At 47.2% G+C, this 21077-nt stretch carries 23 protein-coding genes; 11 read left to right on the top strand and 12 right to left on the bottom strand.

Translation table 11 applies throughout. From position 1 onward, the window contains the following. The 7 genes from Q9R23_RS01720 to Q9R23_RS01690 form a co-directional block, all read right to left on the bottom strand. A complete protein-coding gene (locus Q9R23_RS01720) occupies positions 1-888 on the bottom strand; it encodes an ABC transporter ATP-binding protein (protein WP_064300242.1) in 888 nt (295 codons plus the stop codon). Continuing rightward, a complete protein-coding gene (locus Q9R23_RS01715; protein ID WP_311246307.1) occupies positions 860-1609 on the bottom strand; it encodes an ABC transporter permease subunit in 750 nt (249 codons plus the stop codon). Before Q9R23_RS01715 ends, Q9R23_RS01720 begins: the two co-directional genes overlap by 29 nt. Next, complete coding sequence (locus Q9R23_RS01710) at positions 1606-2364, bottom strand: ABC transporter permease (RefSeq protein ID WP_311246306.1); 759 nt, start codon at positions 2362-2364, stop codon at positions 1606-1608. Before Q9R23_RS01710 ends, Q9R23_RS01715 begins: the two co-directional genes overlap by 4 nt. Then, a complete protein-coding gene (locus Q9R23_RS01705; RefSeq protein ID WP_214855213.1) occupies positions 2351-3547 on the bottom strand; it encodes an ABC transporter substrate-binding protein in 1197 nt (398 codons plus the stop codon). Before Q9R23_RS01705 ends, Q9R23_RS01710 begins: the two co-directional genes overlap by 14 nt. Before the next feature lie 19 nt (positions 3548-3566). Beyond that, complete coding sequence (locus tag Q9R23_RS01700; RefSeq protein ID WP_214855210.1) at positions 3567-4325, bottom strand: SDR family NAD(P)-dependent oxidoreductase; 759 nt, start codon at positions 4323-4325, stop codon at positions 3567-3569. Further along, on the bottom strand, positions 4325-5296 hold the full coding sequence (locus Q9R23_RS01695) for an MBL fold metallo-hydrolase (protein WP_035408946.1): 972 nt from the start codon (positions 5294-5296) through the stop codon (positions 4325-4327). Before Q9R23_RS01695 ends, Q9R23_RS01700 begins: the two co-directional genes overlap by 1 nt. 173 nt (positions 5297-5469) lie before the next feature. After that, complete coding sequence (locus Q9R23_RS01690; protein ID WP_311246305.1) at positions 5470-6909, bottom strand: NADP-dependent glyceraldehyde-3-phosphate dehydrogenase; 1440 nt, start codon at positions 6907-6909, stop codon at positions 5470-5472. 218 nt (positions 6910-7127) lie between these two features. On the opposite strand from Q9R23_RS01690, the gene Q9R23_RS01685 reads away from it, so the two are divergent. Continuing rightward, entirely contained in the window at positions 7128-8006 is an 879-nt protein-coding gene (locus Q9R23_RS01685; RefSeq protein WP_035408954.1) for a chemotaxis protein CheV, read from the top strand. 53 nt (positions 8007-8059) lie between these two features. Here Q9R23_RS01685 and Q9R23_RS01680 read toward each other — a convergent pair whose 3' ends face one another. Continuing rightward, complete coding sequence (locus Q9R23_RS01680; RefSeq protein ID WP_035408957.1) at positions 8060-8428, bottom strand: Hpt domain-containing protein; 369 nt, start codon at positions 8426-8428, stop codon at positions 8060-8062. Positions 8429-8550: 122 nt separating this feature from the next. Here Q9R23_RS01680 and Q9R23_RS01675 point away from each other — a divergent pair, with 122 nt between their 5' ends. Continuing rightward, positions 8551-9486 carry a magnesium transporter CorA family protein gene (locus Q9R23_RS01675; RefSeq protein WP_023467658.1) on the top strand — a complete coding sequence of 312 codons (936 nt, stop codon included), beginning with the start codon at positions 8551-8553 and terminating at the stop codon, positions 9484-9486. Positions 9487-9567: 81 nt separating this feature from the next. Here Q9R23_RS01675 and Q9R23_RS01670 read toward each other — a convergent pair whose 3' ends face one another. Continuing rightward, a complete protein-coding gene (locus Q9R23_RS01670; RefSeq protein WP_311246304.1) occupies positions 9568-10671 on the bottom strand; it encodes a PP2C family protein-serine/threonine phosphatase in 1104 nt (367 codons plus the stop codon). 126 nt (positions 10672-10797) lie between these two features. Between Q9R23_RS01670 and ytzI the strand changes: the two genes are divergently transcribed. Continuing rightward, positions 10798-10971, top strand: coding sequence for a YtzI protein (gene ytzI / locus Q9R23_RS01665; protein WP_023467656.1), 174 nt, complete (start codon positions 10798-10800; stop codon positions 10969-10971). Positions 10972-11105: 134 nt separating this feature from the next. After that, the gene (locus Q9R23_RS01660; protein ID WP_214855198.1) at positions 11106-11657 is read left to right on the top strand and encodes a hypothetical protein; all 552 of its coding nucleotides are present in this window, start codon (positions 11106-11108) and stop codon (positions 11655-11657) included. Positions 11658-11706: 49 nt separating this feature from the next. Here Q9R23_RS01660 and Q9R23_RS01655 read toward each other — a convergent pair whose 3' ends face one another. Beyond that, positions 11707-12291, bottom strand: coding sequence for a YdcF family protein (locus Q9R23_RS01655; protein WP_311246303.1), 585 nt, complete (start codon positions 12289-12291; stop codon positions 11707-11709). Between the two features lie 360 nt (positions 12292-12651). Continuing rightward, positions 12652-13476 (bottom strand): endonuclease I family protein, encoded by an 825-nt coding sequence (locus Q9R23_RS01650; protein ID WP_311246302.1) that lies wholly within the window; start codon positions 13474-13476, stop codon positions 12652-12654. Between the two features lie 337 nt (positions 13477-13813). Between Q9R23_RS01650 and amyS the strand changes: the two genes are divergently transcribed. Beyond that, entirely contained in the window at positions 13814-15355 is a 1542-nt protein-coding gene (amyS, locus tag Q9R23_RS01645) for an alpha-amylase (protein ID WP_290755385.1), read from the top strand. A gap of 261 nt (positions 15356-15616) precedes the next feature. Here amyS and Q9R23_RS01640 read toward each other — a convergent pair whose 3' ends face one another. Then, the gene (locus tag Q9R23_RS01640) at positions 15617-16231 is read right to left on the bottom strand and encodes an NAD(P)-dependent oxidoreductase (RefSeq protein WP_311246301.1); all 615 of its coding nucleotides are present in this window, start codon (positions 16229-16231) and stop codon (positions 15617-15619) included. Between the two features lie 181 nt (positions 16232-16412). Here Q9R23_RS01640 and Q9R23_RS01635 point away from each other — a divergent pair, with 181 nt between their 5' ends. Genes Q9R23_RS01635 through Q9R23_RS01610 form a run of 6 tightly spaced genes read left to right on the top strand, consistent with a single transcriptional unit; the run spans position 16413 to position 21035 of the window. Next, positions 16413-16730 carry a hypothetical protein gene (locus tag Q9R23_RS01635; RefSeq protein WP_311246300.1) on the top strand — a complete coding sequence of 106 codons (318 nt, stop codon included), beginning with the start codon at positions 16413-16415 and terminating at the stop codon, positions 16728-16730. Between the two features lie 4 nt (positions 16731-16734). Next, complete coding sequence (locus Q9R23_RS01630; RefSeq protein ID WP_311246299.1) at positions 16735-17103, top strand: hypothetical protein; 369 nt, start codon at positions 16735-16737, stop codon at positions 17101-17103. A gap of 17 nt (positions 17104-17120) precedes the next feature. After that, on the top strand, positions 17121-18044 hold the full coding sequence (locus Q9R23_RS01625) for an AAA family ATPase (RefSeq protein WP_290755715.1): 924 nt from the start codon (positions 17121-17123) through the stop codon (positions 18042-18044). Positions 18045-18050: 6 nt separating this feature from the next. Then, positions 18051-19118 (top strand): DUF58 domain-containing protein, encoded by a 1068-nt coding sequence (locus Q9R23_RS01620; protein WP_214855180.1) that lies wholly within the window; start codon positions 18051-18053, stop codon positions 19116-19118. 28 nt (positions 19119-19146) lie between these two features. Continuing rightward, on the top strand, positions 19147-20007 hold the full coding sequence (locus tag Q9R23_RS01615) for an ABC transporter permease subunit (protein ID WP_023467647.1): 861 nt from the start codon (positions 19147-19149) through the stop codon (positions 20005-20007). Then, complete coding sequence (locus Q9R23_RS01610) at positions 20004-21035, top strand: ABC transporter permease subunit (RefSeq protein ID WP_311246298.1); 1032 nt, start codon at positions 20004-20006, stop codon at positions 21033-21035. Before Q9R23_RS01615 ends, Q9R23_RS01610 begins: the two co-directional genes overlap by 4 nt. The last annotated feature ends 42 nt before the right edge of the window (positions 21036-21077 follow it).

Here is a 21077-nt window from a genome sequence, read left to right as displayed (position 1 = left end):
TCACCCCTCCTTTCTAACGATATAGCCTTCTTTCTCATGAATCGTCTCGTCTGAAGAGAGCACGAGTCGTTCTCCGGATGCTCGTTCGACTTCGTAGAATCGAACACCGTATTGAATGAGTTCTTTCGTAATCGTAACACGTTCATCCGTCTCCTTCGTCGGTCTTGAGACCAAGTTGACTGCCGTCAACGGATGCCATGTTTCTTCAATTTGAATGCCTTCGCCAAAAAACGGGCTGGTCTGGCTCAGCGTAATCGGTGTACCATGATCGACGATTCGCCCCTGTTCTAAGACATAGACGATATCCGCCATCGCCATTGCCTCTTCCCGATCGTGTGTGACAAGGAGTGTCGTGACACCTTGTTCCTCGGTCAACTTCCGAATCAATGTCCGTAGTTCCCGTCGTCTCGGTACATCTAGACTCGAGAACGGTTCATCGAGCAACAAGAAGTCCGGTTGACTCGCCAGCGCACGAGCTAAACTCGCCCGCTGCTGTTCGCCCCCTGACAATTCGTGAACAGCACTTTTTCCTCTTCCCTCGAGTCCGACGCGATGTAACCAGGATTCGAGCTCGATCGGTGTTAATTGTTTGGCACCGAGACGGATGTTCTGTTCGACGTTCAAATGTGGGAACAACAGCGACCGTTGAAACATCATCGTCACACCTCGCTGATTCGGTGAAAGAACAGTCACATCTCGGTCACCGAACTGAATCACTCCACTCGTCACACGTTCGAGACCCGCAATCAGGCGGAGAAGCGTCGTTTTCCCACTACCACTCGGTCCGACTAAAGCCACACATTGTCCAGATGCGATATTTAAATCGATATCAGACAACACATGCTTCGTTCCAAATCGTTTATTGACTTGTTGTATCGTGACTTCCATTTAAACGCCTCCGTACGATTCGTATCCAACTAGAAAAAATAACGGCTTGTCCAGCATAAAAGAGAATGGGCACCCCGATCAACCTGAGTGTCGCTAGACGCGCCGCCCCTTGCGAATTACCAGAATACGCCGGGAATACTTCGAGTGATATCATGCGGACGATCCCACCACCAATCAACGCAACTAGTGCATACTGACTGATCGTGATCACCGTGACGAGTAGCGTCACGGATTGTAACGTCGACCGAAGCATCGGTCCCGTCAAATAGAACCAACGCTTGAACCGGTTCCCCTCAATCAAGACCATCTGTTCAAGCATCCGTTCTCCGAGCGCCTGAAATCCGTTCGTGTACAAGCGAACTGTATACGGCAAGGTCGGCAGAAGCAACACGAGCAGGACACCAAAAAATCGATCTGCCAAACCAAGACGGATCCATGTCAAATAGAGACCGAATGATAGCAATAACACGGGAACGAACAGCGGCAAACTAATCAAGAACTCTGCTATACGAATCCGTTTCCCCGTTTGAAAGGCAATCGCTTTTCCTGCCATGTACCCGAAGAGATGATTCAACAATACGACGGCACAAATCATCGCGACGGTCGTGCCGAGCGTCGCTTCTAGGCGCGGATTCCAATTCCACTCTCCTGGAATCAAACCAATTAAAGGAACGATGAACAGGATTACAACGAATACAGTCACACTGATTTTTTTTATCATTCGCTTCGCCCCCTACTGATCTTCGTTGCCAGTGGGCGTGTCAAACCAGTCATAAGCAATAGCAGGAGGAAGAGTCCTCCCGTCAAGACGACACTCATTGCAAAAGCGAGTGGTTGCTCCGATAAATCGCCTTGTGTATACAAATCGAATGCATAGACGCCAAGTAATTTTGGATAGGTCACGCCGAGCAGTGCTGGAATCTCATATGCGAACAGGATAAAGGCAAGCAAGATAAATGCTGCCTCAAGCATCGGAACGAGTAGGAAAACACCCCGCGCATGCCAGAATCGGCGCACTGGTGATAAACCGAGCATCATACCGAGTTCTTGATAACGCGAATCAAGGCGCCGGACCACCGGTAAGAGATAAAAAAACACGAACGGAATTTCTTTATACAGATACGTCAAGATGACATTAAAATAATTCCCTTCATGCGGTCCGATGACAGGCACATCACTCAAATAGAGAATCGCGAGGTATGCTGCTCCTAGATGAGGGATGAATAAAGGAATCGCAAGTAACGCAGCTAGTCTTGTTCTGCTCAAGAGCCTTGCGAGCACCACACCAATGATCAGCGCGAGCACCGTACTGACGATGGCCACGTAACTACTGACGGTTAGACTCTCTAAAAAGACGTCATCCGTCAGTAGCTCATGATAGTCGGCGGGTGACGTCATTGAAACACTGACCCACAGCCCGTATAAGACCATCCCTGCCATCAGAATTGCAGCAGGATATACGTTACCGCGCCACACGAGACGGCCATTCCTTACGGATCATCTCGAAGACCGATGGATCTAGTTCCGTCCGGACTTTCCCTTCAAAGACACTCGGCTTCGGTGTCGACGGTGCGGCCGGTACATCAGCGAACTGCTTTTGTTCTGCCTGATCAAGTGTCGACAAATCGAGACTCGTTCCGTCTCCCCAATACGTCGCATCGTATTTTTTCAACTGTGCTTCTGGTGATAACAACGTATTGATCGTAACGAGTGCACCTCTCGGGTTCGGTGCATTGAATGGTACGGAAAGGAAATGGGTCGATGCGATTGAGCCATCCTTCAAAACAATCGGACGCGTTTGTTTCGGAAACGTTCCTGACTTCACTTCTTGTTCTGCCCGTCGTTCGTTGAAGCCCATCGTGAAGTCGACGTCTCCCTTCGCGTATAACTGATCGAGTTGCGCAAGCGTCTTCGGATACGTCTTCCCCTTTTTCCAGAGGTACGGTTTGATTTCGTTCAGGTAAGCCCATGTCTTCTTGAAGTCTGCTTTTGGGTCTTTTAGGGTCGCGTTCGATTCGACACCATACATGACGTGACGGACGAAGGCGTTTCCTGTAAAATCCGTCACTTCTGGATACGTGAAGCGTCCTGGATTTTCCTTGACCCAAGACTTCAACGCTTGTAAGTCCTTTGGTGGCGACTTTACATCAGCTGCGTCATAGTGCAACGTATATTGGACTTTTCCCCATGCGGCTTCGAGCCCGTCTGTTTTCGTACCGCTATCTGAACTTTGGGCGGCAGCATCAACGTATTTCATGTTTGGAAGAACTTTTGTAATTTCCCCATAAAGTAACTCATCTTTTTTAGCATTCAAGAAGTTATCGCCATTAATCCAGACGACATCGATGACGCCTTTTTCCTTACCTGCCTTTTTCTCAGCACGTAATTTTTGAATAATGTCTGCCGTCTCGATCGGAACGCGTTCGAGTGTAATATTATGTTCCTTCTTCAGACGGGGCGTCACATATTCATCGATATAGGCGTTGATTCCGTCATCGCCCCCCCACATGTACATCCGAACCGTTGATTTTTCTGCTTCTTTCTCAATCGTCTGATAAGCGGTTCCTAAAACGGTTTTCGGTTCCGGTGTCGCATCCGGCGTCCCGCACCCGGCAAGCAAGGTACCTAAGGCAAGAAAGCTCATTACTTTTGTTTTCATTCGTTGTTCTCCTCCGTCATCACTTTTTGTCAAAACCTGATTTTCCTAACCATTCAATCAGCCGCGGCATGACGCCGTACCCTTTTGCGGAAAGCTCCATCCACCACGGCGCATTGACCTCTCGCTTTCGGCGACGCATCGCCCGAACGACGGTCAGTGCGAGTTGTTCTTTCGATAAGACGATCGAAGCCACGTTTTTTTCATATTTTCGGCTGATGTCAGCTCGAACAAAAAATTCCGTCGCAATCGGTCCTGGGTTGACCGTCATGACGTGGATGCCTTTTGGACGTAACTCCAGACGTAACGCATTCGAAAACTGCAACATAGCAGCTTTTGTCATGCAATAGATCGTCGACTTCGGTGTCGGCAACTTTCCTGCCTGACTCGCGATATTGACGATCATGCCGCCTTCTCGAAGTAACGGAAGGCACGCTTTCGTTAGACGAACAGGACTTAAGACATTGATTCGGTGCATTGATTCAATCGTTTCAATCGAGGTATCGTCTAGGAAGCTGAATTCCCCGAAACCTGCGTTATTAATCAAAATATCAATCCGTCCATAACGATTTGCGAGTGTTTTCGCAAGCATTTCGGGCGCCTCTTCCAAATCGTAGACCAGGTAGTCTGCCTGGAGTTCAGACGCTAACGTTTGTAATCGATCCTCGCGTCGTGCGATTAAAATCAAGTTTGCCCCTTCTTTATGCAGAGTGCGCGCCAGTGCTTCCCCGAGTCCACTTGAAGCACCGGTGATGACGATCGTCCGGTTGATGAGTTGCATTAAACTTCCTCCATTTTCGAATAGTAGAGGATACCAGATCGTTTCTCAACCGTAATCGCACCACGTGCGACAAGCGTATCAAGACGTGCCTTCATTTCACTCATGACGAGCGGGAATGATTTTTTTAATCGATTCCCATACGTCACTTGTGCTAATTCAAATAACGTATGCTCTTCTGAAAAATACTTTAACAGTTGATCGCCGCGTGCCTTGCGTTGCATCAATCGTTCTTCAACGAGTGCCGCGACATCGCGAATTGGATCACCATGACCGGTATACGCAATTCGGATCTGTTCTCCTTGTAGTTTTTCCAAGGAGTCGAGATACGCAAGAACGGGTCGTTTCACGAGCACGTCATCACCCGGTTGCGGTTGTTCAAGCAACGGGTTCGGTTCGACCCGGTCCAGCAAATGGTCCGCCGCGAACAATATACCATCGTCGCTTAAAATTCCGATTTGGTCACTCGCATGACCTGGCAGTTCGATGACACGATATCGCCCAGAAGGTGTAATTGCGTCGCCTTCCTTTAATATGAAATCAAGCTGACCTTTTCCAAGCCATTTTAAGGCAGATTGATAGCTCGGTAACATCTCTTGAATCGCTGACGGAACACCAAATGAAGTCGCCAGTCGACGTAAGAACACGTCCCCATTGTTTAGGAACGTCTCGTCCTGTTCCAAATACGGGCGCAACCGCGCATGTCCATAGACAGGAATGCCTTTCTCTGAAAATCGATGTGCCATCCCAGCATGATCCGCATGGTGATGCGTCACGATGACACGATCTAAATCCTCAACCCGCAAATCGTGTCGCGCAAGCGTCTGTTGCATCATTTGCCACGCCTCGAGTGTATCGGGTCCACAATCAATGAGGATGTTTTCCCCTTCCGTTCGTAACACATAACAGTTCACGTCCCCTACAGGAAATGGTGTGGGAATCGGAATCGGGATGATTTCGTCTGATACAGTCATGCCTACACGCCTCTTTTCTCTCGTCCATTTTCTTTCATTATAGAGAGAATGAAGCTATAGCGCCAAACTTTGTGCGTCAACGGATGATATTTGTTGTCTAGCTTACGCTAGAGTATAAGAAATGGATGCACAAAAAACCGACCTTTCCGCAGATTGAAAGGTCGGTCAAAAACTTATTTTAAGTTGAGGACTGTTAATTTGTCGCGTGTCATCGAAGCTAAGCTACGTCCGACACCTTGAACACCAAGACCCGATGATTTAACACCGATGAATGGGAAGTGGTCAGGACCACGTTCCGTACGTCCATTGATTTGAACAGAACCTGTTTCAAGCGCGTCCGCTACCGCAAACGCAGCATCGATGTTTTCCGTGAAGACACTTGCTTGAAGACCGTATTCTGATTCGTTCGAGTATGCGATCATTTCGTCGACCGAGTTAACACGAATAATTGGAAGAACTGGTCCGAACGGCTCTTCCCAAGCGACGCGCATGTCACGTGTCACGTTGTCAAGAAGTGTTGGTTCGATCAAGTTCGCTGTACGTCCGCCACCTGTGACGAGCGTTGCGCCCTTGTCTGTTGCGTCCGTGATCAAGCCTTCGACGAAGTCCGCTGATTTCGTATCGATGAGTGGTACGACGACACTTTCTTGTTCAGGTGAACCGACTGTCAATTTTGCAATTCGAGTCTTAAGTTCTTCAATGAGCGCATCCGCTTGGTGATCGAGAACGAAGACACGTTTGATTGCTGTACAACGTTGACCTGAGTAAGAGAATGCACCACTGATGATGTGATCTGCTGCAAGTGACAGGTTCGCATCCTCAAGAACGAGTGCTGGGTCTTTTCCACCGAGTTCAAGGACAAGTGGAATCATTGCCGATTGACGTGATAAATGTTGTCCTGTTCCTGTACCACCTGTGAATGTGATCATGTTGATTCCCGGATGAGCTGTCAAGTAATCACCGATGACTGATCCACGACCTGTGACGATGTTGACGAGTCCAGCTGGAAGGCCGGCTGCGACGAGCGCCTCAACCATTAAGATACCGCTGATTGAACCTTGTGTTGCCGGTTTAAAGACGACGGCGTTCCCTGTCATGAGTGCAGGTGCGAGTTTCGCTGCTGCCAAGTTAACTGGGTAGTTGAACGGTGAGATGGCAAGCACGACACCGAGTGGCGCTTTTTTGATGATCGCGATTTTTTTCGCGCTACCGCCTGGGAACGAATCCCCTTGCATCATCTGACCGTCGAAACGGAGACCTTCTTCCGCAGTGTAGCGAATGATTTCAGCTGTCCGTTTGACTTCTTTGACGCCATCTGCACGTCCTTTACCGACTTCGCGCATGATGACTTCACCGATTTCGTCCGCACGTTTCTCGAGTTCCGTTGCCCAAGCGTGAAGCAGTTCAGCCCGTTTGTTCGCTGGTTGTTTTGCCCACTCTGCTTGTGCCGATTTCGCTGAAGCGATGGCACGATCGACTTCTGGTTTTGTCATCGCTTGAACACGACCGACAAGATCCTCTTTATATGGTGAAGAGATTTCAATCGTCTCTTTTGATTCACTTTCATGCCATTTTCCATCTAGTAAAAACGTGTAGGTTGTTGCTGTAGTCATTCCACTCTACCTCCATTTATTTTTATCTCTCTCATTTCAGTGTGTGGCTGCATAGCTTATTGTAATCAATTGGTCTGACAAATGCCAAACTTTTTGCTTAACATATTATGAAAGCGATTACAACAATTTTTTTGTCGATTCAGAACTAGAATTTTTAACGTAGCATGCCGATAACTAGTCAGAAGTGAAGTGAAGGTAATGGAAAGGGGCACAACCATATGTACAATCAGCACGATATTTTATTAGAAGCCGGCACGAACGAACTCGAGATCGTCATCTTCCATTGTGGTCCGTATACGTTCGGTATCAACGTCATGAAGGTTCGGGAAATCATCGTTCCGCTCCCGATGACACCACTTCCGGGTACACCGGATGCTGTCAAAGGATTGATCGAACTCCGCGGCGAAGTCATGACGGTGATCGATTTGCCTACAGTCATCGGTGTTCCCCACGACGAAGCAACCGAGGATCGACTGATCATCTGTGAATTCAATGGAGAAAAGAGTGTCCTACGCGTTGATTCCGTGACGGAAATCCGCCGTATCTCATGGGAACAGATCGATACACCAAACGAACTCGCTCGTGGCATCGAAGGGTTAACGAACGGTGTCGTCAAAACGGGAGACAAGATGATCATCCTGCTCGACTATGAAAAAATTGCCCTTGAGCTCTCACGCAAGGATATCTTCGCCCGCGAAGAAGGACGTCGCGTCCAGTCCCGTGACCGGTCCGATAAAATCATCTGGATTGCCGAAGACTCGGAAATGCTCCGGACGTTGATCATCGAAACACTCGAGGAAGCCGGTTACCACGGACTGAAGTGGTTCATCAATGGTAAGGAAGCTTTTGATGCGTTTGAGAACGGAAGCAACTGTGATCTCCTGATCACCGATATCGAGATGCCGAAGATGGATGGACTTCATTTAACGAAACGACTCCGTGAAGATGATCGTTATGCAGAACTGCCGATCATCGTCTTCTCCTCCTTGATTTCCGACGATTTACGCCATAAAGGCGAGTCCGTTGGTGTCAATGCACAAATCACGAAACCGGAAATCGGTCGATTGATCGAAACGGTTGATTCATACGTCTTATAAGAAAAAAGAAAAAAAGCCGACGAGATGTCGGCTTTTTTAATCTATTCGATTCCTCAACGCAGTACGTCAAGATTTTTTCCAGTAAACACATCGAGCCAGATGACCCGGAATTCAACCATGCTGTCTTCAATCCGATCGACGATTTCTTGCGTCCCGGTCATGGAACCGGATTCTGCTTCTTTTTCAAGCAGTTCGAAATCATCGGCTAAATCATCAGCGGCAACGGAATAGGAAGCACCTTTTAGCAAGTGAGCGAGCTTCTCAGTTTGCTCAGCATCTTGTTTAGCGACGGCATCTTTCAGTTCAGGAAACTTTCGATCGAACTGCGCGATATACGTCTCTCCAATTTTTTGAAGGAACGCGTGATCCCCACCCGCGATCGATTGAAGTTCTTCGAGCTTCTTAGCATTAAAAAAAGGCATGTCTTCCCCTCCTCTGTTTTCATCTTATCACTAATCTTCGTAAAAAAAAATCGGAGAATCATTTACACGCCATCGTTTCTATTTCTATAATGAGACAGTGAAGAGCAGGAGGGATAGACAATATGTTGACGATTTATCGAAGCGATGTCACTGGGGCAGTCAACGAGATACAGGAGTTTACGAAAGGTTCCTGGATCCATCTTGTCAATCCGACCAAGGATGAAGCCGACCAAGTCATCGCTGCTACGAATATTCCAGAGGATTTCATTTATGACCCTTTGGACGTGGAAGAAAAACCACGTTTTGAAAAAGATGAAGAAGGTCTACTGATGATCGTCGACGTTCCCTACATCGAAGAAGAATCATCAGGACGCCGTTATAATACGATTCCGCTCGGTATCATCGTGACATCCCGTCATTTCATCACCGTTTGTTCGCAACAGCTCGATGTCCTGACGTTATTCTCGAGTGGTAAGTTGCGAGGATTCCGGACGAATTATCGATCGCGCTTCGTATTTCAGATTCTCTATAAAGTCAGTTCCTCGTATCTCCGTTTCCTACGCCAAATCGATCGACGGATGGATGAACTCGAGGAAGAATTACAACGTTCGATGCGAAATCAAGAAATCTTTCAACTCATGAACCTTCAGAAATCATTGGTCTATTTCATGACATCCTTGAAATCGAACGATGGTGTCCTCGACCGAATCATCAAGACACCGAGTCTTGAGAAACACGAAGACGATGAAGACTTACTCGAAGATGTCTTCGTCGAACACCGGCAAGCAATGGAAATGGCACAAATCTATAAAGACATCATCAGTTCGACGATGGATACATTTGGTTCCGTCATCTCGAACAATGTCAACTTCGTCATGAAGTTCCTCGCCTCGATTACGATCGTCATCTCGATTCCGACGATGATATCAGGGATGTTCGGAATGAACGTCCATGTCCCTTGGGAAGGAGAAGTCATCGGTTTTTGGATCGTCTTCGGCATGATGATCTTCTTCTCTGGTCTTGCCGCATTCATCTTATGGCGGAGAAGGTTCTTCTAGTTCAAGTAAGCGTAAGACTTGTATGACCCAAAAAAGACTCAGTGACGGTGTTTCTGTCGCTGAGTCTTCTTCATTTACATGTTAATTGATTTCGACTGTCACGAGACAAAGATCATCCGCTTCATCGCTCTGATCCGGTTGAATCAGCTGATGGATGTTCGGTCCTTGTTGTTCAATCAGATTTTGGATGGCGTGAATTCCTTCATCAATACCTTTACTGTACAATTCCATGAAACCATCCGTATACAGATAGACACATCCTGGTGAGACGATGTCGATCGTCTTGCTCGAATACGTCGAGTCTTCGAACATACCAACAGGAAGTCCCGTATTCTCAAGCGGAATGATTTGATCGTTCATCCGCAACAAACCAGGTGGATGCCCCGCGTTCGCATAGCTGAGTTTCATTTCATCTAAGTCGATATAAAGGTAGACAGCCGTGAAATAGATTTCTGTCTCATCTCCCGGAAACAGTCGACTCATCTGTTGATTCAACTCTTCAAGCACTTGAGCCGGATCACCAATCCGGTGCACGAGTTCAAACAAGATTGAACTCATCCCCATCGTAATCAATGCAGAGGAGACACCGTGTCCCATGACGTCAAATAAGATGATGCCGTATTTATTCTGAGAGATGCGATACCAGGCATACATGTCTCCCGCTAGTTTCTTAGACGGGATATAGGTCGCCATGATGCGGATCTCATCGTCTTCGATATTGGCACTCAGCACACTCTGTTGCAGTTTTTGCGCCAAATCAAAGTCTTCTTGTAATACTTTTTCATATCGCTTTCGTGCATCGATTGCTTGTTTCAGACCAATCGCGTTACGAACTCGCGCGAGCAATTCCGTTTTACGGATCGGTTTCGTCGTATAATCGGATGCCCCTGCATTCAGTCCATCAACAATATCTTCTTCGTTGGATCGCCCGGAAACGATCAGAATCGGTAATTCATCAAGACCAAATCGTTTTCGAATCAAACGTGTCGCCTCGATTCCGCTGATCCCTGGCATCTCGACATCGAGGAGAACGACGTCCAACTGTTCGATGAATAACGGATCCTCCATCAATTCAATTGCTTCTTCTCCACTCATGGCTTTGACGACGTCATAGCCTTCATTTTCTAACAATCGCTCTAAGAGCAATAAATTCGTTAACTCATCATCTACGACCAAAATACTCATCCGCCGTCACCTCGTTCCGTTTAACATGTTTATCCGACATCAGTTTAGCACACAACCTACAATTTCGTTTAGACGGAAGCTGCGTTTTCCGTCATACTAGTAAGTGAACGAAAGGAGGAGTGGACTATGTGGTTATATGTCGTCTCCATTCTCATCATCGTATTCGTCTTGGTCGCCTCGATCATCGTCATTTCGAAAGGATATGGCTACAAGGGCAACAAGGATGATATCGAAATCGATTATGATGAAATCAACCGAAAACTTCGTCACGAAAATGATGATGATTCATCCAACAAATGAACCTCTTAGACCATCATAACACGATGGTCTTTTTTATATTCATTTCAAATACATGTTATTTTTAGATGTTTTTGATTCACTCACAAGGGTATATCCATATCATGGTTAAATATTATCTCAAGGGAGTGTTCATCATGGAACCGAAGCTTCAACATGATCCACACGCAGCACACGCAGAACATCCGAATCGCCAGTTCGATCAGGAAGAATCATCAGGTCGTCAAATCAATCTCGTCACAGGGATGTTGCTCGGTGCCCTTGTCGGCGGACTATTGACGCTACTTAGTTCTTCGTCCCGTCAAAACACGAAACAAAGCTTACGTGGTGCGAAGGATTCCGTCTCGACACTCGCGTCTTCCATCAAGGAAGATCCGTCGGGCAAAGCGTCACAAGTTATCAATCAGGTAAAGAGTGCTTCAAGTATCATCCAAGAAGTGGCGTCTGACGTTCAAAACGTTTATGACAAAGTGAACACAGAACTTGAAACAGTAAAGTCTGATGCTTCGACTGTGAAGGATACAGTCAACGAGACAAAAGGTGACCTGAGTTCTATCAGCAATAAAGTCGTCGAAGCGAAAGATGTCGCACTTGGCAAAGAAGAACCACCTGCTGAGCATGATGCTTCCAACAAACAAGCAAATGATTCTCAATCTTCTGAGGAAAAGCATAAAGGTGAAGGCATCTAATCACTCAATGCACTTCTTTCTCCCCGACATGTTCACCTTGTCGGGGATTTTAGCGTAGGAATTGAACAACGATCGCAACGCGTTCACGCATTCCGAATCGAAGGACTCCTGAAAGTGGCGTCTCAGCCGGAATCGCATCCGTCTGTAAACCAAGTTGCCGTGCTTCTTTTCGAGCACGATATAAGTGAAAATCCGACGTGACGATCGAGACGCGACGAACGTCCTTTGGCAACAACGCTTTTGAAAATTGTAGATTTTCCGTCGTTGATGTCGAGTCGGCTTCAAGGATCAACCGCTCTTCAGCAATCCCAGATGCCACCATCCCGCGACGCATCGCCTCTGCTTCTGAAATATCTTCATCTGGACCTTGTCCACCACTCAAGATGAAGCGAACTTCTGAATGTTGTTCCCCATATGCCGCAGCTGCCTGAATCCGGTTATGTAGGATTTGCGACGGTTTTTCTCCTTTGACACCCGCACCGAGGACGATGACATACGGTGACGTCCCATCAGCGAGTGGCCGTTCCCCTTTATTGACGAAAATACCGACACTGTACCAGAAGGCGACACAAGCGACTAGTCCCCCACCGACCATCCATTTGATGTTTCGTTTGTTAAACGTGCGTTTAATCATACCGTACGACCTCTCTACTAAAAAAATGGCTTACAGTAGGCAATACGAATGGTTCTCCAAAAAAGTTTCAGCATAACAGGTTCGGACTCCATGAAAAAAGGCTGACTCAAAAAAGAATGACGCGTCTTTTCACGCCCTTTCCTCAGGCGAGACACAAGCCAGTTTTCCTGCTTTTTCAAGCAGGAAAGCGGGTCTTATTTGTCTCTGTCAGCGCAAAGATGCGCTTTTCCCTGTAGGAGTTGCGTGAAACGCGTCATTCTTTTTGTTACAAGATAGGGGTGGCAGATCATCATTCTGCCACCCCTATCTTTGTAGAGACTGACTGTTGAGTCAGCCCCTTTCCTATTCACTGACTCGTCATCAATTTCCCCAAATTGATGTTACGTATTCCGGATGATCGATGAATGGATTCCGGTTTTTTTGCCACTTCTCGAAGATGACATCGTTGCGACGTTTCTCGAAGCTATCAACTGGGTCAAGCTTATTCCATGCTTTCAGCGTCGACAATTTGCCGTGTAACGGGTTCGTACCATTATTGACGTTTTCTGAAGCTTCGAGATCGATTTCTCCGCCACCTTCATAACGAACCGCCATGTAGAAGATCATCCGCGCGATGTCACCTTTGACACGGTTCGGTGGTTCCCACGAATCACCATCGCGGTAGCAATCGCAACCACTGTATTTCGTACCGCCATTGTCGAAATCAAGATTGCCACGTGCACTGTTGACGACGACGTCTTCCGGACGCAAGTGATGCAAGTCAGTTCCTGGTCCTTTAGCTGTTCCAAAGTCACCGTGCGACTTTGCCCAGACGTGCTCCCGGTTCCATTGACCGACACTCCCACCGTTGTTACTTTTCGCAATCGATTTCCCCGTGTATAACTCGATGACGTTATTCGCATTATTTGGATCTTGATCCGTTTCTTTTAGTGCTGTCCATACCGTATCGTATGACACTTGTGTATGGTTGTCGATGATATCGTGCAGCGATGCCTTCAACGCTGCCCCTGTCTTGCCCGCTGCTGGTAAATAGTATGCATCGATCGTCGATTGTGATGTAACCATCTGCGGACCTGCTGAAACTTGTTTTGGATCAACTGTTTTTGCTGTGACCGGTGTAAAGACGATTGACCCGAGTGCAAGTGTTGCGGCAAGCGCACCTGTGACCTTTGACTTCCAGTTCATGTGTGTTCCCCCTTAAATGGTATGTATGAGAGCGGGTGTTACACGCTCATTTTCACACCGAATCCATTCCTGGTGGAAGATGGACGATAGACCTGCTTTTTTGTAGATGAGTCGTCGTTCAGAATATTCATTGAAAGGCAACGGTTAGATGGTCCTGATTTTTTTCATTCATGACGTCAATCCCATCGAAATAGTACTTCAGAAGAAATATTCTAGGGTCAAAAGTCACGAACAAAAGAGACTTACAAATAAGAATCCGGGATGATATTCCTCCTGTCTGAAGCTTTCCTATAATAAATAATGCAAGCGATTTCACAAATCATAAGGAGGTCTTTACGTGAAACAAAAAAGATGGATTTTAGCAACCGTCGCATCCGCTGCTTTTTTAGCGCCACTTGCGCAACCGATTGCAGTCGGTGCAACAGCTGACAATGGTACGATGATGCAGTATTTCGAATGGTATGTGCCAAATGACGGTAACCACTGGAACCGTCTCGGGAGTGATGCAACAAAGCTCGATCAGCTCGGAATCACATCGGTCTGGATTCCCCCTGCTTACAAAGGTACCTCGCAAAATGATGTCGGATACGGCGCCTATGATTTGTACGATTTAGGTGAGTTCAACCAAAAAGGAACGGTCCGTACGAAATACGGCACAAAGGCGCAATTAAAAACGGCGATCGGACAATTGCATACCGCCGGAATCGATGTCTATGGCGATGTCGTCATGAACCATAAAGGTGGCGCCGATTTCACGGAAGCCGTCACGGCAGTCGAAGTCAATCCGGGTAACCGTAATCAAGAAGTCTCTGGCGATTATCAAATCCAGGCATGGACGGGCTTCAATTTTGCAGCGCGAAATAACCTCTACTCGAACTTCAAGTGGAAATGGTACCACTTCGACGGCACGGACTGGGATCAATCGCGTTCAAAAAGCGCCATCTACAAGTTCCGCGGTACTGGTAAAGCGTGGGATACGGATGTCTCAGGTGAAAATGGCAACTACGATTACTTGATGTATGCGGATCTCGACTTCGATCATCCAGAAGTCCAGCAAGAAATGAAGAACTGGGGTAAATGGTACGTCAACGAACTTGGTCTTGATGGGTTCCGTCTCGATGCCGTCAAGCATATCAAACACGGTTACTTAGCGGACTGGCTCGCGAACGTTCGTCAGACGACGGGCAAACCATTGTTTACAGTCGCAGAGTACTGGCAGAACGATCTCGGCACGTTGCAAAACTACTTAAGTCGGACGAATTATCAACAATCCGTCTTTGATGCACCGCTTCATTATAAGTTCGAACAGGCAAGTAAAGGCGGCGGGTACTATGACATGCGGACGATCTTTGACGGTACTCTCGTCAAGAGCAATCCAGCCCAAGCCGTCACACTCGTAGAGAACCATGATTCGCAGCCTGGACAATCGCTTGAATCAACGGTTCAGTCATGGTTCAAACCACTTGCTTACGCGATGATTCTGACACGTGAACAAGGCTATCCGTCGGTCTTCTATGGTGACTACTATGGTACAAAGGGTACGTCGAATCGCGAAATTCCAGCACTCGCTTCGAAAATTGATCCGTTACTTAAAGCACGGAAGGACTTCGCATTCGGGAAACAAAATGATTACCTCGATAACCAAGACATCATCGGTTGGACACGTGAAGGTGTCTCAGACCGTGCGAAATCAGGTCTTGCGACGATTCTGTCAGATGGTCCTGGCGGTAGCAAGTGGATGTACGTCGGGCTTCAGAACAAAGGAGAAGTTTGGACAGACATCACTGGAAACAACACGAAGTCGGTCACGATCAATCAAGATGGCTACGGTCAATTCTTCGTCAATGGTGGTTCAGTCTCCGTCTATCGTCAACAATAAGCAATCAAAAGAGGCTGACTCAAAAAAAGAATGACGCGTCTTTTCACGCCCTTTCCTCAGGCGAGACACAAGACCCGCTTTCCTGCTTCGTTGAAGCAGGAAAGCGGGTCTTGTTCGTCTCTGACAGCGCATAAATGCGCTTGTTCCTGTAGGAGTGGCGTGTGACGCGTCATTCTTTTTGTTACGAGATAAGGATGGCAGATCATCATTCTGCCATCCTTATCTTTGTAGAGACTGACTTTTGAGTCAGCCCCTTCTTCATCATTCAGCGAGACCGACACTCGACTTGATGTGATCTTCTGTTTCGATCGCCTGTAAGAGGAAATGCGCCACGTCTGCACGATTGATTTGTTTCGCATCTTCCGGTACACCTGTATCCGCTTGACGATAAAGTCCCGTCAACGGACCGTTCAGTAAGCGAAGTGGTCGTGCTACCGTATAGTCAAGATCCGCCTGTTGCAGGAGTGCAATCGCTTGACGGTGATCTTTTAATGGGTTCTTCAGAATGCGTTGGGCAAGCATCCCTTGCACGCCAGGCAACTCATCATCGACACCGGCAGAGGCGACATAACCAATCCGCTCTACTCCTTGTTTTTTCATCGCTGTCACGATTCGAACGAGACTTCGTTCTAAAAAGCCACTGTAAGCAAGACTCTCCGTACCGAGTGCTGTCAGGACAGCCTCTTGCCCGACAATTGCAGCCGTCACCGCTTCTTGATCGAGCACGTCGCCCTTAACGACATGTAACCTTTCGTCACGTAGTGTCAGTTTTTCCGGACTACGGACGAATGCCGTGACCTCATGGCCGTGATCAATCGCCTGCTTGACCAGTTCTTGCCCCGTTTGACCCGTCGCTCCAAAAATAATCAGTTTCATACAAAACATCCTTTCTCTTTCAAGATCCACTGATTCCATCATACCCTTACCACTTGAAAGTGAATCGTCTCACCTTGTCTTTATTTTCAGAAAATTGTTTTTATTTGTTAAGCGTGTATGCTAAAATCTTCCTAAGTACATATGGATATTTTTTCCTTAAAAACAGGAAGGAGGATCGCTTGTGTTACGGCAACGCTTTATCATGTCGCTCGGTGTCATTTTGATTGGTCTGTTCTTGTTTCAAACTACCGCGACGTATATTTACACGCATTACATCATGCCGGATCCTTTTAAAAAGCCTTCGATTGCAGAAACTGAAGCGAATGGCGAAATTAGTTTTAAAAACGGTCACTCACCTACTAACACAAAAGGCAAGATGCCTTTTGAACCGATCGATCCACGACCTGGTCCGAAAGAGCTCTGGAAATCCCTTAAAGCGGATGCCTCTGACTCTCCCTTTTTCTTATCTACAATATGTCATTTTAATCAGCTTATTTAGTTTCATGGTCTGGAAACTCGTTCAGTCGCGTCGCGTGAAAAAACGGCGCAGGTCTACAGGAGACGTAACGGATGACGTTCCATTCGCTCAATCAATCTTTCATCCTGCTTCTTTAAGAAAATCATCTTATCTGTATGCATCGTATTCGTCTTCACGTGTCCGTGATCTCGTCATCCGTTTTGAGCAACACTTACCGCGCAGTCAGCAACGTCGTCCGAACGAAACGCTTGAAGACTGGTTACGTCGGATTGAGGTCCCTGTCGATTTTCAGTTGTATCGGAATATCCGCTACGGTGACATGTCGGAAACGATCATCACGGACGATGAGATTCTACGCTTCGAACAACAACTAGCACGCTACTCAACCATTTGACCTTGGAGGGATTTCCTATGAAACTACAACAATTAAAAGACCAACTCAATTCCATCTATCTCGGTAAACCAGACGTCATCGACCTCTGTCTGACGGCACTCACCGCAGAAGGACATATTCTACTAGAAGACGTACCGGGAACAGGGAAAACGATGCTCGCCAAGGCGCTCGCTCAGAGCTTTGAGAGTGCCTTCTCGCGGATCCAGTTCACAGCGGATTTGCTTCCGTCCGATGTCATCGGTTCAGACTTCTTCAATTTAAAGACACAGGAGTTCGAGAATAAACGCGGTCCACTGTTCGCGAACGTCGTCTTGATCGATGAGATTAACCGTGCCGTTCCACGGACACAATCGGCATTACTTGAAGCAATGGAAGAGCGTCAGGTCTCGATTGGTGGAACGACCTATCAGATGCCAGCCCCATTCTTCGTCATCGCGACACAAAACCCGATTGAATCGGCAGGAACCTTCCCACTACCGGACGCCCAACTCGACCGGTTCATGGTCGCGATCGAAGTCGGTTACCCGGATTTCGAGAACGAACGTCGCTTATTATCTGAGATTCTGACTAACGTCCGTCGGTCAGCCGTCGGCATCGCGTCAGGTGGCGACTTGATTTCCTGGCAGGAAGAGGCGCGCCGCGTCCATGCATCGCAAGACGTGCTTGATTATCTATTACACATCGTTCAAGCGACACGAAACCATGAACTCATTGAAGTCGGGGTCAGTCCGCGTGGAGCGATTGCATTACTTCGCGCTTCACAAAGCTATGCGTTTTTGAATCAGCGCGACTTCATCATTCCGGAAGACATTAAATATCTTGCAAAACACGTCTTGTCGCACCGCCTGACATTGACACTCGAAGGTGGAATCAAGACGACGAAAGCGGCTGTCTTGACGCATATTCTGGACGACGTGCCGGTTCCGGTCGAAATGGGGTGACGAATCATGCAGATTGAACGTTCCGTCCCGTTTTGGCTTGAACGCCGACTTTTTCCACTGTACGTCACGATGACGTTCATCTTCCTCTTCATTCCGCGCCTTTCCGTCCTCGGTTTTCTGTTCGCAGCTTTGGCGACAATTCATTTTGTAGTCGGTCGAACAGAAAAGCAGCTCCGACGGGACGTCGCCATCGAATGGAAACACTATGAATCATTGATGTTCAACCAGGAGAAGACGTCGCTCCATTTGCAAGTCTTCGGCGTCGAATCCTTGAGTCAGCTTGGGCTCGAAGCGACACTTCGTTTGCACACGGATGGCGGAGTCATCTTCCCGGAGATGGATCCACTACATCCGGCGACGTTTCATGCAGTGATTGACTCTGAAGACGCAGTGACGATCCCGATTCAGACGGTTCGCCGCGGACCAGCCGAGTTCGATGAGATCATCTTAACGATTCGCCTGCCTTGGAAGATGGGCGTCTATCTCTTTACGTTCGATACGTATCCGTCGTTTACAGTCTTGCCGTCCTTGACAGCGCAAGCGACGCCGCTTCTTTTACAACGTTTACGGATTGGCGACCGACCAGACCGCTACTCACCGCTCAAGAACAAACTGGTTCAGCTTGGTGCAAAACCTTATACGGCGGAACCGTCAAAAGAGATCGATTGGTATGCGACGGCGAAGACCGGTCGCTTGCAGGCAAAAGTATTCGAAACGAGCAATCAAGATACGTTTACGATTGCCTTGAACTTATCTGCCCCGAGCGGTTACGGACTCCACCAACAATTTGAGACGTTCATCGAACAATCGGCATTCCTGATCAGTGAATTAATCAAGGAGGGCTGTAAGATTGAACTGTTCTTGAATCGACTCGACGGAGCAAACCGAATGACGCATCTTTCGCTACAAGAAGGCCAACCACAATTAAAGCATGTCTTGATGACCCTTTCGACGGTCTCGACGCGTGATTCGTTCATCGCGACACAACAGTTCGAACGCTATGTACTGCGCCGGAAACATATGAACAGTCAGTTGATCCAAATTGGCAATGACCGGATCCTCGCCATCGGCTGAGGATCCAAAGAAAGGAGTTTTTCGCCTCATGGTGTTTATCGCCCGAAAATCAATTCAGCTTATCGTGGCATTTTTTGTCTTGATTGCGATCAGCGCCCTTCCGGCGCTTGTCGCGCAAATGAAATTCAACCCAGCAAGCTACTGGGAAGGTCTGAAGCAACAATTTGCTCAATTAACGAAACTTGATGAGATTACCTATTTCAACGTAACCGCTCAAAAGGAATTCTTGTTGCTTCCTACCATCAGTCCATTCATTAAAGAGACGTTGATCATCTTTACGACAGCTATGCTGGTCTCCGCTGTGTGTGCGATTTTTTATGCTTATTTGTTTTATCGGAGTGGTCGCAAAACACGCATGATGCTGAAACAAACGACTCGGACGCTTGAGATGGTTCCGGATCTGTTCTGGATCATTCTTTCGCAATTCCTTGTCCTCTATCTGTTTAAAACGACCGGGTATGACAAAATCGAAATTGCGGGATCCTATGCTGAGTACATTCGTTTTTTACCGATTCTTACGCTAACGTTGACAACACTATTCTTCTTCATCAAATGGTTAACGACGCAAGTACTCGAACAGGAAGCTGCTCCTTTCCTTGAACTCGCACGGGCTAAAGGCATTCGTCCTGCGGCTCTTTTCTGGAAACATTTGATTCCGACAATGATCTATCGGTTTTATCTGTTTTTCCGAGCGAACATCATTACGGTCTTATCGAGTCTCGTGATCATTGAATACACGTTCGAAGTGCAAGGTATGTTCCGGTTCGTCTTTTATAATGGACAAATGCCGATTTTGATGGTCATCTTGTTCTTAATCTATCTGCCGATTTTCATCATTGATTTGTTGGCAGAATGGCTTATTCCTAACGCCTGGAAAGGGGGGATTTGATACGTCGTACTTTGATGCGAGATCCTGTCTTCTGGTTATGTTTATTTTTACTCACTGGTTTACTGCTCCTTAGTTTTGGAAATACGATCTTCCGTGATGGTCAAGTCGATCAAATCTCGAACCGGTATGCTGAAGACGGTACGTTCCTTGCGACGTCACCACTAAAACCGTCAAGTGATCAATGGCTCGGTACAGACCGCTCTGGCTATGACCTCTTTCAATTGATGATTGAAGGATTTAAATGGACAGCCGGTATTTGTATGATTGTTGCGCTCGGTCGAATGTTTCTTTCGCTAGTGATTGCGATTCCGCTAGCTTTTAGAAGTGCTCGCGTCAATCGATACTTAAAACTTATTCTTGATGGATTTTTAGTTTTACCGCTCTCTCTTGTCGCGTTGCTCATTTTGCTTCCATCACTTACGTTCTTTGATTCGACTGCTATCCCACCGTTGTTCGACCGTGTATCGTTCGAGTTGATCGTCTTGATTTTGCTTGGTCTCCCCTCTTTATCGCTTTATCTGATTGCTGAGACTCGTCAGTTGCTTAGTCAAGAGTTCATGATAGTCGCCCAGACGCTTGGTGGTAGTCCATGGCATCGTTTCAGACGCCATATTTTGCCACATCTCATTCCGACGTTGACGATCGTCTTCATGCAACAATTCATCCAAACGCTAATGTTGCTGATCCATTTATCGCTCTTAGGTATTTTCTTCGCCGGAACAGTCAATTTATATGAGGGTGTCATGCCAACGATCTTTGAGTGGTCCTCGATGTTCGGCTATTACTACAACCAGTTTTCAGCGACGTCTTGGCTCAACCATATGTTCCTCGTTCCCCTGATTGGACTAGCATTGATTGTCTTTTTCAGCAATCTATTCATGAGTCGACTCGAACGGGCTTTCCGCTTCCGCCAGCAACTAAAACCAATCAAGGGGTCGGCATCTCGTGCTCAAGACGAAGCAGCCGCGACGTCGATAGTTGATCCCTTTACACCCGTTGCACTGAAGTCCCATCACGATTCTGATTGACAATCCATTTTTTTCCTCTTACACTAAAAAAAACATGAAATG

Source organism: Exiguobacterium sp. BRG2 (genome assembly GCF_031844245.1).
Lineage (GTDB): Bacteria > Bacillota > Bacilli > Exiguobacteriales > Exiguobacteriaceae > Exiguobacterium_A.
This window is presented reverse-complemented; position numbering and strand designations above follow the sequence as displayed.

Coding starts and splice junctions, on each gene's coding strand:
- Q9R23_RS01660 (WP_214855198.1), top strand. CDS start 11,106: ATGGAACCGAAGCTTCAACATGATCCACACGCAGCACACGCAGAACAT.
- Q9R23_RS01620 (WP_214855180.1), top strand. CDS start 18,051: ATGCAGATTGAACGTTCCGTCCCGTTTTGGCTTGAACGCCGACTTTTT.
- Q9R23_RS01625 (WP_290755715.1), top strand. CDS start 17,121: ATGAAACTACAACAATTAAAAGACCAACTCAATTCCATCTATCTCGGT.
- Q9R23_RS01670 (WP_311246304.1), bottom strand. CDS start 10,671: ATGAGTATTTTGGTCGTAGATGATGAGTTAACGAATTTATTGCTCTTA.
- Q9R23_RS01700 (WP_214855210.1), bottom strand. CDS start 4,325: ATGCAACTCATCAACCGGACGATCGTCATCACCGGTGCTTCAAGTGGA.
- Q9R23_RS01720 (WP_064300242.1), bottom strand. CDS start 888: ATGGAAGTCACGATACAACAAGTCAATAAACGATTTGGAACGAAGCAT.
- Q9R23_RS01630 (WP_311246299.1), top strand. CDS start 16,735: ATGGTCTGGAAACTCGTTCAGTCGCGTCGCGTGAAAAAACGGCGCAGG.
- Q9R23_RS01705 (WP_214855213.1), bottom strand. CDS start 3,547: ATGAAAACAAAAGTAATGAGCTTTCTTGCCTTAGGTACCTTGCTTGCC.
- Q9R23_RS01690 (WP_311246305.1), bottom strand. CDS start 6,909: ATGACTACAGCAACAACCTACACGTTTTTACTAGATGGAAAATGGCAT.
- Q9R23_RS01685 (WP_035408954.1), top strand. CDS start 7,128: ATGTACAATCAGCACGATATTTTATTAGAAGCCGGCACGAACGAACTC.
- Q9R23_RS01695 (WP_035408946.1), bottom strand. CDS start 5,296: ATGACTGTATCAGACGAAATCATCCCGATTCCGATTCCCACACCATTT.
- Q9R23_RS01650 (WP_311246302.1), bottom strand. CDS start 13,476: ATGAACTGGAAGTCAAAGGTCACAGGTGCGCTTGCCGCAACACTTGCA.
- Q9R23_RS01655 (WP_311246303.1), bottom strand. CDS start 12,291: ATGATTAAACGCACGTTTAACAAACGAAACATCAAATGGATGGTCGGT.
- Q9R23_RS01675 (WP_023467658.1), top strand. CDS start 8,551: ATGTTGACGATTTATCGAAGCGATGTCACTGGGGCAGTCAACGAGATA.
- ytzI (WP_023467656.1), top strand. CDS start 10,798: ATGTGGTTATATGTCGTCTCCATTCTCATCATCGTATTCGTCTTGGTC.
- Q9R23_RS01615 (WP_023467647.1), top strand. CDS start 19,147: ATGGTGTTTATCGCCCGAAAATCAATTCAGCTTATCGTGGCATTTTTT.
- Q9R23_RS01680 (WP_035408957.1), bottom strand. CDS start 8,428: ATGCCTTTTTTTAATGCTAAGAAGCTCGAAGAACTTCAATCGATCGCG.
- Q9R23_RS01715 (WP_311246307.1), bottom strand. CDS start 1,609: ATGATAAAAAAAATCAGTGTGACTGTATTCGTTGTAATCCTGTTCATC.
- Q9R23_RS01640 (WP_311246301.1), bottom strand. CDS start 16,231: ATGAAACTGATTATTTTTGGAGCGACGGGTCAAACGGGGCAAGAACTG.